This is a genomic window from Pirellulales bacterium, from assembly GCA_035939775.1.
Lineage (GTDB): Bacteria > Planctomycetota > Planctomycetia > Pirellulales > DATAWG01 > DASZFO01.
Window position 1 is genome coordinate 23682 of the sequence record DASZFO010000004.1, and the last position, 9617, is coordinate 33298.

Sequence of the window (9617 nt, forward strand, 5' to 3'; positions counted from 1 at the left end):
TGTGGCGATACGATTTCGAGTAGGTCAGGCTTTCGAGCCTGACTCCCGCCGGTGGAAGTCAGGCCGGAAAGCCTGGCCTACGGCTACGGCTGTTTCCCTACTCAACAGTGCGACAAACGGCCTGCGAACCCCTCACAAAAACTTACGCAAATTGACGCAGATTCACGGTGTTTGCTGGTTTGTGGATTGGTTGATCGTCCGGCTAGGATCGTTTTACGCGACGAGGTACAATTAAGACATCAATCCTCAAGTGGAGTTGTCCGATGACGCTTACTGCAAACGCCATCTACGAAAACGGCGTGCTGAAACTGGATCAACCGTTGCCGCTCAAAGAGCATGAAAAGGTCCGGGTCACGGTCGAGCCAAACGTTAGCCTGGCACAACAGACCGCCGGAATGATCGGCTGGACAGGGGATGTCGAGACCTTTGAGCGGATTCTTAAGGAAGCCGAAGAGACGCAGTATCTATGACCTTCGACGACCTGCCGGCTGGCGCCGTTGTTTTCCTGGACGCGAACCTGCTGGTCTATCACTTCGCTGCCCATCCGACTTTCGGCACTTCTTGTTCGAGACTGATTGAGCGTATTGATAAGAAAGAGATTGCGGCGTTCACGTCCACTCATGTCCTGAGCGAAGTTGCTCATCGCCTGATGACCTACGAAGCCTCCAACGTGTTTGGTTGGAAATCCAAGATTGTTGACCGCTTGAAGCGGCATCCGACCGAAATCCAGAAGTTGCAGTCTTTTCGCCAGGCGATCGAGAGAATTCCCCAGCTTGGAATTCAGATTCTGACGATCCCAGCCCATCTGGTCGCCGCCGCTGCCGCGCTGAGCATTCGATACGGACTGTTGAGCAACGATGCGCTCGTGGTTGCAATCATGCAGGCCCAGGGCCTCACAAGCCTAGCCAGCCACGACGCCGATTTCGACCGCGTGCCCGGGCTGGTGCGATACACCGCCGCCTGAATCAGCGCGCTTGCCTGTCCATGTCGCAGGTCGAAGAGATTGAGGCGTCGATAGTCCGTGATTCGTTGTCATTCGCTTTTGGCTCAACCAGTTGGTGAAAGGGAGGCTATCCACAGATGACACAGACGAACCTAGCGCGGCCTAACGGCCGCAACCAAATGCGCGCGTCTCTCGTACAGTCCTCCGGATAGTAGCACAGATTGGGATCCGCACGACGACGGAGAATCTGTGTGCATCTGCGTCATCTGTGGACAAAAAGCGGTTTCATTTGCCGGATTTGTTTGTCACGGCGGAGGCTGGCTTCGACTCGGTTGCTGACTCCGGCTTCTTGGTTGGCGGAGTAAGCTCTATGGGCACGGTGGGATTCGCTTTCTCGAACTCGGCCAGTTTTGCCTTCCAGGCGGCGACTTTTTCCGGCTGTTTCGTCGCTTCGTACAATTGCACGAGGCGCTGAAGCGCATCCCCCAGACGCGGTTTGAAAGAGGGGGGGATTCTGGCTGCGCGATCCTGCATCCCTTCGTAGCCGGAGATTAGCAGCGGCTCGGCCTCGGCGTATTTCTTCAGCCCCAGCAGCACTTCCCCCAACAAGCTCCGGATCATGAAGTTCCACCAATCGTCTGGGCGCACTCTTTCGCGGATCTCTAAGAACTCTCTGGTCAGTGGCTCGGCCTCGGCCAGCCGGTTGGCATCCACGTAAGCGCTCACTAGGTTGTTCATCGAGCTAAGGGTGTCGGGGTGTTCTGGTCCGAGTATGGCTTTCTTGAATTTGAACGCCTCTTCAGTCAGCCGAATAGCCTCGTCGCTCCGCCCCGCGTCTGAATAAGCGATCGCTAGATTGCTCATCACGGTGAGCGTGTTGGGGTGCTCCGGTCCAAATTTGGCCTTCATGAGTTTGAGCGTTTCCTCACCTAGTCGAATGGCGGCGATTGTGCGTCCAGCTCTTTGATAATCGGCCGCTAGATCGGCCATACTCGCGAGCGTATCGTGGTGGTCCGGACCCAGCTTAGCTTTCTCGAGTCCAAGCGCTTGTTCATACAGCCGAACGGCGTCGTCGCTCCGCCCTGCGTCTTGATAAGCGTTCGCTAGATTGCCCATCATCGCGAGCGTGTCGGGGTAGTCCCGGCCCAGTTTGGCCGTCATGATTTTGAGCGATTCCTCAAGCAACCGCACGGCCTCATCGAACCGTCCAGCCGCTCGATAGGCGTCCGCTAGATTCCCCATCGACGCAAGCGTTTCGCGCCGCTCCGGTCCCATTTTGGCTTTCCGAAGCTTGAGTTCTTCTTCACGAAGCTGAACGGCCTCGTCGACCCGTCCGGCGTCTTGAAAGGCGTTGGCTTGAATGCCCATCGCGTCGAGCGTTTGGGGATGCTGCGGACCGAGTTTGGCTTTCCCGAGGCTGAGCGCCTCTGCGATCATCGGGAGCGCCTCGTTCAGGCGACCTGCTCTCAGGTACGCGTCGGCTAGGGTGCACTTCGTCCAAAGGGTGTCAGGGTGCTCCGGTCCTTGTTTAGCCGTCCGGAGCTTGAGCACTTCCATATAAAGGGGAATGGCCTGGTCGAACCGTCCGGCGCTTCGGTGATCTTCCGCCAGGCAGACCATCGCTTGGGTCGTGATGGGGTGCTCGTGTCCCAGCTTGCCCTCGCAGACCTTGACGTTTTCTTCATCCAGCCGAAAGGCTTCGTCGAATCGTCCGTTGGCTCGATAAACGATGGTCAAGTTGTTTATCGCGTTGAGTGTATTGGCGTCGTCGCGGTCCAGTGCGCCGATTCGCAATTCGAGGGCTTGATCAAGCAATTGATTCGCTTCGTGCTCTAGTGCCAAACCATGATACGAATGTCCGATGAGTTCGAGCAGAAGTGCTTTAGTACGCGGATCGTCGGCGAACTTCTCTTGGACTTCCTTTGCCGATCGATCGAGGGCCTCGACGATAGTGACGGTACGTCCGTCGCGCTTTATATCACCGTTGGTGAAAGCGTTAAAGAAAAGCTGCTGAAAGGCATCTGCCGCTCGCTGCTTGATCGAGGTTTGAGCTTCCGCGTCGTAAGCGCGGATCGCCTGCCACGTACTAATCACCGTTCCCAGAACGAGAGCGATCATCACGGCTCCCGCTGTCAGCAGCGTCGCCTTGTTCCGCCGAGCGAATTTGCGAAAGCGGTAGCGGACCGAGGGTGGGCAGGCTTGCACTGGCTCGTCGTGCAGGTAGCGCTCCACGTCGCCGGCCAGGGCGCTGGCCGTCTCGTAGCGGCGGGTGCGGTCTTTTTCCAGGCACTTCATCACGATCCAATCCAGTTCGCCGCGGAATAGGCGGGTCAATTGTCGCGGGTCGCTCTTGCGCTGCGTGCCAACGGTGCTTGCCGCTTCGAGAGCGAGAGTCGTTAGCCGCGTGCTGGGCCGGGGCGGTTCTTCCTCGCGGATGATCCGCCGCAGCTCGTCGAAGGCGACGCTCTTCAGCCGCTGGCTGTCGAACGGCGTCGTGCCAGACAGCAGCTCGTACAAAAGCACGCCCAAGGAATAAATGTCGCTGCGGGTGTCGACATCCTGCGCGCTCAACTCTGCTTGCTCGGGTGACATGTAAAGCGGCGTGCCGATCAGTTGGGCGAAGCCCGTGAACAGAGTCTTGTCGGTGAGCTTCTGCCCAGTGGCTTTGGCCACGCCGAAGTCGATCACTTTCGCCAGCGGGCGGCCGTCTAGTTGCGTCACCAGCACGTTGGTGGGCTTGAGGTCGCGATGGATAATGCCCTTCTGATGGGCATGCTGCACCGCTTGGCAAATCGTGACGAATAACTCCAACCGCTCGCGGATTGAGAGCCTCTTTTCGTCGCAGTATTCGGTCATCGGCACGCCGCGGACCAATTCCATCACGAAGTAGGGCCGGCCGGTTTCCGTCGCCCCGGCATCGAGCACGCGGGCGATGTTCGGATGGTCCATCAGCGCCAGCGCCTGCCGCTCGGCTTCGAAACGGGCGACCACCTGCCGGGTGTCCATGCCTGCCTTGATGATCTTCAGGGCCACGCGGCGCTGCACGGGGCGAATCTGCTCGGCCATGAACACGACGCCCATGCCCCCTTCGCCGATTTGCTCCAGCAGCTTATAGGGACCGATCACCGTACTCGGGCCTTCGCGGAGCGGAAGATCGCTGGTGACGTCGGGGGCGGACGCCGGATGCTCGAGAAAGCTCCCCGCATCGGCCTGCGCCGCAAGCATGCGCTCGACGCGGCCGCGCAGCTCGTCATTGCCCGCGCAGGCCTCGTCGAGAAGAGCCACGCGCTCCGCGGAGGATTGCTTTCCCAACGCGGCAAAGAAGATCGATTCGAGGGGAGATGAATTGCTCATGGGAGACTTTCTTGAAGCAGTTTCAAAGCCGCGGGGGAGAAAGGGACAGTCCCCGTTTTGCTCCGCGGACTGCGCAAAAGGGGGTCAGTCCCCGGCGGCTTTGAGACAGCTTCACTAATGAACAGTGCGACAAACAGCCCGCGAACCCCTCACAGAATATCCGGGTTTGTGAGTCTAGCCGTTAGAAGCAGAGAACCACGGATTACACGGATTTCACGGATGAGATCGTGCAGCAAATGGATTCGCCCTTGTTTTGAAAATCCGTGTCATCCGTGAAATCCGTGGTTTGCTACATTTGGGTGAAGTTGCCCAGATTCTATGGATCGGGGTCCCGTGGTTGGTCCGCGAGTTCGGAAAACAGCCAGGAGCGGGCGAATGTCCAGTGGCGCTCGGCCGTGGCCAGGGAGATTCCGAGGGCTGAGGCGGCCTCGGGCATGGTCAGCCCGGCGAAGAAGCGGAGTTTCACCAGATCCGCCTTGGCCGGCTCGATGGCCGAAAGTTTTGTCAGAGCTTCATCGAGGGCGAGCAAGTCGAGCGACGGCGGTTCGGATACCGAGCAGGCCGAATCGAGATCGACGCGCCGCCGCTCGCCGCCGTGCTTGAGCCGCCGCTTATGCCGGGCCTGTTCGACGAGGATTCGCCGCATCGCCTCCGCGGCCGCGGCAAAGAAGTGCCCGCGGCTGTTCCAGCGCTGATCGCCGTCGCCGCCGACCAGCCGCAGATAAGCATCGTGGACGAGCGCGGTCGCCTGGAGCGTCTGTCCGGGTTTTTCTTGCGCCAAGCGCTGGGCGGCCAGTCTGCGCAATTCGTTATAGACGAGCGGCAAGAGTTGCTCGGCCGCACTTGGATCACCTTTTTCGACGGCGGACAGAATCCGCGTGACGTCGTTCATTTTGGCGTCGCAATGGAGGCCCGCGGAACTTCTAGTGAGTCGAGCGGCATGCTCGGTCAGGCTCGGAATTGTCGCTATCGATCCGACCGACCGGATGGAATCTCACGGTCGGAACATTCCCCCCACGATAGGCGTCCTGACAAACGAAGTCAAACGATGGAAGATCTGCCCTGTCGCGCCGGTTTTCGTGAAGCCTTCCCCAGACCTTATCGGGCAGCGTACGGGTCGCGAGAGTGTTGAAATAGAGGAGATGGATTGCGGATGCTGATAGCGCAAATCCGATCGCGCTCATCGATTGAGCTAATTGCACCGCTAGCGCGCTTGAGTAAGCAAGCGACACCGACCGCACGACCGCGCCCGGTCGAGAGACGGCACTCATCTTCCCGATAAGTAACACGGCGGCGGGCGGCGGACTTCCGTGGACGCAATTTCAGAACTGCCGATCGTTGTGCTCGGTCACCGCCGGGTGAAGGCTTCCCGTTGATCCAATTCGCTCAGTCAATCGCTATGTTCGCCCGGTCTTTTTCGTGTCGTTCATTGCCGAGTTGGTATCTCGGTTTACCGCTCTGCCTCGCTCTGTGGTGCAGCTTAACGGACCTCTCGCGAGCCGAACGGCCGCGCGATCGCTCGGAGAAGAACGCCGTTCGCGGGTTGACTGGCGATTTTGACGGTATTGGCTTCGTGCTCTGGATTTCGCGAGATCAGGCACAACAGCTTCTGCCGAAGAACCCCGACCTGCGGTTGGACTACCCCGGCGGCGGCCAGCGCTATCCGATCGTGCTTCTGCTCGGCGCGCAACAAGACGTGGGGGTGCAATTCGGGCGCGGATATGTCCATCCGCGGTTTCTCAAGCATTACGAGAACGCCTACGTGATCGTGCCCTATTTGCGGCACCCGGCGCTCGCGAGCTACGGCTACACATTTTCACGGATTTATGTCTCGGACGAGCGGATCGTCGAGGACGGGACCAAGCTGAATCACTCCCCAAAGGTCCATGCCGAGATCGAAGACCAGTCGGACCGGTTTGTGATAAACTTTGAGGGGCAGCGGCGGATTGACCTGGCGATCCGAGAACGGCCGACCACCGGCAATCTTGCCGGCGGTGCCACCGAAGGCAATGTCCGCGAAGCTTCGTCGCGCAACAGCGGCAATCCGCCCTCGACGCCCGATTTTCTGCGCGAGGTCTTCAAGCAACCGAAAATCGAGTTTTCTCCGAATCCGCACGTCTTCGATTTCGACTTCATGGCCGAGGCGTCGGCGGTCCGTCCGGTGGAAGTCTCCGGCACGATTATCTTGCAGCCAGCGGCAGGTTCGGCGGCCGGCGCGGCCGACATTGCGGCCCTCGCACCGGGCCATCAAGTCGAAGCGATCCACTTTTCCAGTCATTGGACGAAAAAGCCGGAATAGATGACGTCCGGGCAGATTTGCGGCTCTGGGCAAATCATTTCGGCCCGCTTGGTAAGAACGCCTAACAAATCCGGCTGGGCGACGGGGAACAGTCCCCGCCGGATTTGTTAGGCCTGTTAAGCGGTGAGGGATTTGCCGATTTTTTCGAGAGCCCCAGAAACGATTGTGCCGATGATGGAGTAGGCACAGACTAGGGGGAATCTGCCAATGAGCCAGCCGATCGTTCAATCGCTTTGGATCGGGGCGCGCCTGTCGGTCATGGAGCAGCTTTCGATCCGATCTTTCCTCAAGCACGGACATCCGTTTCATCTCTACACTTACGGAGCGGTCCGCGATGTTCCCAAGGGCGCCGTCGTTCGTTCAGGGGATGAAATCTTGCCTGAGCGCGAAATCTTCCGCTACGAAGCAGACGGTTATGGAAAAGGGAGTGTGGCCGCGTTCGCAAACTTCTTTCGCTACAAGCTGCTGCTCGAACGCGGCGGCTGGTGGACCGACTTGGACAGCGTCTGCATCCGCCCGCTCGATTTCGCCGAGGAGCACGTGCTTGGTTACGAGCGCGAGCCGGACGGGCGACGGCAAGTCGCGGTGGGATTGATCAAGGCGCCGATCGGTAGTCCGCTGATGGGATATTGCTGGCAGCGCTGTCAGCAAACGGACCGCGCTCGCCTGGTGTGGGGCGAGACCGGGCCGCGACTCATGGCCGAGGCGATCGAGCGCGTGCGCGTGCCAGTGCGGCTTCTTGAGCCGGCAGCGTTTTATCCGATCGACTATTGGCAGATTTGGCAGTTGATCCGCGAGCGGCAGATGCCCGAGCGATGCTATTCGATTCACCTCTGGAACTCGATGTGGCGACGGGAGCGATTGGATCCAGATGCGGTGTACGATCTGGAAAGCGTCTATGAGCAGCTCAAGCGGCGGTTTGGCGTCGCTTCGCCGGTCGGCGCGGATTATGGCCCTGGCTGGCTGAGCATCGGGAAACTGCGGCTGCGGCAGTTCAAGTCCGGTCTGCGGAAAACCCGCCCAGTGCTCCGGGCCGCGTAACGATCGGCAGGTGATCGCATCGTCAATTCTTGGCCCATAGGCCGCGGCCGGCGCGGCGAGCGTCGTCGGCGGCCAGTCCCAGGCGGCGCTTCATCGAGGACGACGAACAGGGCGACTTCGGCGCCATTCGCAGCAAGCCGGCCCGCAGCAATTCTTCGTTCAGCATTCGACTACCGTGCTGACCATCAACCCAGACGTAGGCCAAATAGCTGCCATCGGCGTCCTGCCGTGTTCGATCGAATTGAAGTCGCGTTTCGCCCTCCGCGATGAGCCGACGAGTGAAGCTGAGCGCCGCGGCAGATCGCGCTTCAGCGATCGCGTTTGACCCATCGTGCCCGGTTCGACGGTCCAACGGTTCAACTCCGAGCAGGTGAACCTTGACATGATTGGTCAACTCGAGCCGGTCGGCGGCCAAAACTTCGGCAACTTTGTAGTTGCCCTCCGGTAGATCGACAACGGCGTCGTTTCCGCTCAATTCCCATTGCGCCGCGACGAACGCTAAGACAGAAAACGCGATCGCAATCGGCCGCCAGTGGAGACGACGGAAGCTCCGCGATCGGGCCGGCGCTAGCGCAAGCGACGCGATCCGCAGGCCGGCCAACGATCCGATCTCGCAAGACGGCGCCAACTCGCCGTCAAGGATCGTGCGATCGAGTTCGAGCGGAGCGACCACGTGAGACGCCCTCCGTAGCAAACGTGGACGGCCGGTTCGGCGCGCCCCAATTCAGTTTCTCTTGAAGTCGAACTCAGTTCTTGCTGAAGTCGAACTGCTTCGCCGCCTCGCGCCCCAGCGGGTTCTTGACAAACTTCTTGCGGCACTCTGGGCAGAGATCGAACCGGAGCTGCTGATACACATCATCTCCTACCGCGTCGCTGCCAGCCTCTTCCATTCGCTGGAGGATCTCCTGCATCTCTTGTAAGTGGTCGCGGTCGTCGCCGCCGGCGTCAACCTCCACCGGATCGATCGCGGCATATACCTCGATCTTGATGACGTAGCGGAGATCTTCCTCGGCGTCGATCGGTCGCTTGCACAGATCGCATGAGTAATGAATCATCGAGTGCTCCTCACCATGGATGTGGCCGGCGTGCATCCAAGACGCCGCTTTGTACAAATGCCAATTTCATCCTAATGCGAATCCGCGGCGCGGAGCAACCCACGATTCCCGATTTTTTTGCCCCGATCAGGTATCTGGCAGATTCTGACCAAGCGGTCGCTTGACAACGGCGCCGCGGCGTGCTTCAGAAAATGGGATGCGCGACCAACGACGAACGATGACGAATCGGTCAATTGCGTCTGGTTTCGCGGGCGGTCAATGACTATATTAAATGAAAGTTCGGCAGGGTGCGATCGGCCGATGTGCGCGATGGCCAGGCCGGCTTGGTTGGCGAGCGCACTGTTGCGGGCGCGGATGCTCCCTGCGGTCCCTCCTCGCGGTGCCGGTCGCCCACGGTGATTGGTTTCTACGAAGCGCTGGATTCATCGAAGGGGCCAGTCCCTAATTCGTCCGACAGGCGAGTAGCGAGAGGGGAGGTTTTCATGACGCAAGGCGTGCCGGCCGGCGCACTGAGTTCCAGCGTTCTGGTTTTGAATCGGTTCTACATGGCGGTCCACGTGATCAACGTGCGCCGTGCCGTGGGGCTCTTATTCCGTGAATTGGCCGAGGTGATCCATCTCGAAGAGGGCCAATACGCCAACTACGATTTCGAGTCGTGGCGGGAGATCAGCGCGCTCAAGGCCGCCTTCAAGGAACCGCACGAGGACTGGATTCAAGGGGTGAACTTCCAGTTGCAAGTGCCGCGCGTGATTCGGCTGCTGTTCTTCGATCGTGTGCCGCGGCAGACGCTGCGATTCAACCGCCGCAACATCTTCGCCCGCGACGGCAATCAGTGCCAATACTGCGGCCGCCATTTTCCGACGAGCGAATTGAGCCTGGACCACGTCGTGCCGAGGAGCCGCGGCGGCGACACCTGCTGGGAGAA

At 59.7% G+C, this 9617-nt stretch carries 9 protein-coding genes; 5 read left to right on the forward strand and 4 right to left on the reverse strand.

All coding sequences use genetic code 11. The annotated features are described in order from the left end of the window. Window positions 1–263: 263 nt before the first annotated feature. A complete protein-coding gene (locus VGY55_00180; protein ID HEV2968370.1) occupies window positions 264–470 on the forward strand; it encodes an antitoxin family protein in 207 nt (68 codons plus the stop codon). Next, window positions 467–964: a PIN domain-containing protein gene (locus VGY55_00185; GenBank protein HEV2968371.1), complete on the forward strand. Its 498-nt coding sequence runs from the start codon at window positions 467–469 to the stop codon at window positions 962–964. Before VGY55_00180 ends, VGY55_00185 begins: the two co-directional genes overlap by 4 nt. A gap of 264 nt (window positions 965–1228) precedes the next feature. Here VGY55_00185 and VGY55_00190 read toward each other — a convergent pair whose 3' ends face one another. Together VGY55_00190 and VGY55_00195 are read right to left on the reverse strand one after the other, a co-directional pair. Next, window positions 1229–4297 carry a serine/threonine-protein kinase gene (locus tag VGY55_00190; protein ID HEV2968372.1) on the reverse strand — a complete coding sequence of 1023 codons (3069 nt, stop codon included), beginning with the start codon at window positions 4295–4297 and terminating at the stop codon, window positions 1229–1231. A 316-nt stretch (window positions 4298–4613) separates the two neighbouring features. Beyond that, the gene (locus tag VGY55_00195; GenBank protein ID HEV2968373.1) at window positions 4614–5189 is read right to left on the reverse strand and encodes an ECF-type sigma factor; all 576 of its coding nucleotides are present in this window, start codon (window positions 5187–5189) and stop codon (window positions 4614–4616) included. 537 nt (window positions 5190–5726) lie between these two features. Between VGY55_00195 and VGY55_00200 the strand changes: the two genes are divergently transcribed. Both VGY55_00200 and VGY55_00205 read left to right on the forward strand, forming a co-directional pair. After that, a complete protein-coding gene (locus tag VGY55_00200; GenBank protein ID HEV2968374.1) occupies window positions 5727–6596 on the forward strand; it encodes a hypothetical protein in 870 nt (289 codons plus the stop codon). 207 nt (window positions 6597–6803) lie between these two features. Next, window positions 6804–7637 carry a hypothetical protein gene (locus VGY55_00205; protein HEV2968375.1) on the forward strand — a complete coding sequence of 278 codons (834 nt, stop codon included), beginning with the start codon at window positions 6804–6806 and terminating at the stop codon, window positions 7635–7637. A 22-nt stretch (window positions 7638–7659) separates the two neighbouring features. Here the strand turns inward: VGY55_00205 and VGY55_00210 are convergent, their stop codons facing one another. Further along, window positions 7660–8310, reverse strand: a complete 651-nt coding sequence (locus VGY55_00210; GenBank protein ID HEV2968376.1) for a thermonuclease family protein — start codon at window positions 8308–8310, stop codon at window positions 7660–7662. A 73-nt stretch (window positions 8311–8383) separates the two neighbouring features. Further along, window positions 8384–8692 (reverse strand): hypothetical protein, encoded by a 309-nt coding sequence (locus VGY55_00215; GenBank protein ID HEV2968377.1) that lies wholly within the window; start codon window positions 8690–8692, stop codon window positions 8384–8386. Window positions 8693–9174: 482 nt separating this feature from the next. On the opposite strand from VGY55_00215, the gene VGY55_00220 reads away from it, so the two are divergent. Then, window positions 9175–9617, forward strand: a 443-nt coding sequence (locus VGY55_00220) for an HNH endonuclease (GenBank protein HEV2968378.1), incomplete at its 3' end; no start/stop codon positions are given.

What these genes read in the sequence shown, in the direction of transcription:
- VGY55_00205 (HEV2968375.1), top strand. Translation starts at nt 6,804, where the DNA reads ATGAGCCAGCCGATCGTTCAATCGCTTTGGATCGGGGCGCGCCTGTCG.
- VGY55_00185 (HEV2968371.1), top strand. Translation starts at nt 467, where the DNA reads ATGACCTTCGACGACCTGCCGGCTGGCGCCGTTGTTTTCCTGGACGCG.
- VGY55_00180 (HEV2968370.1), top strand. Translation starts at nt 264, where the DNA reads ATGACGCTTACTGCAAACGCCATCTACGAAAACGGCGTGCTGAAACTG.
- VGY55_00215 (HEV2968377.1), bottom strand. Translation starts at nt 8,692, where the DNA reads ATGATTCATTACTCATGCGATCTGTGCAAGCGACCGATCGACGCCGAG.
- VGY55_00195 (HEV2968373.1), bottom strand. Translation starts at nt 5,189, where the DNA reads ATGAACGACGTCACGCGGATTCTGTCCGCCGTCGAAAAAGGTGATCCA.
- VGY55_00190 (HEV2968372.1), bottom strand. Translation starts at nt 4,297, where the DNA reads ATGAGCAATTCATCTCCCCTCGAATCGATCTTCTTTGCCGCGTTGGGA.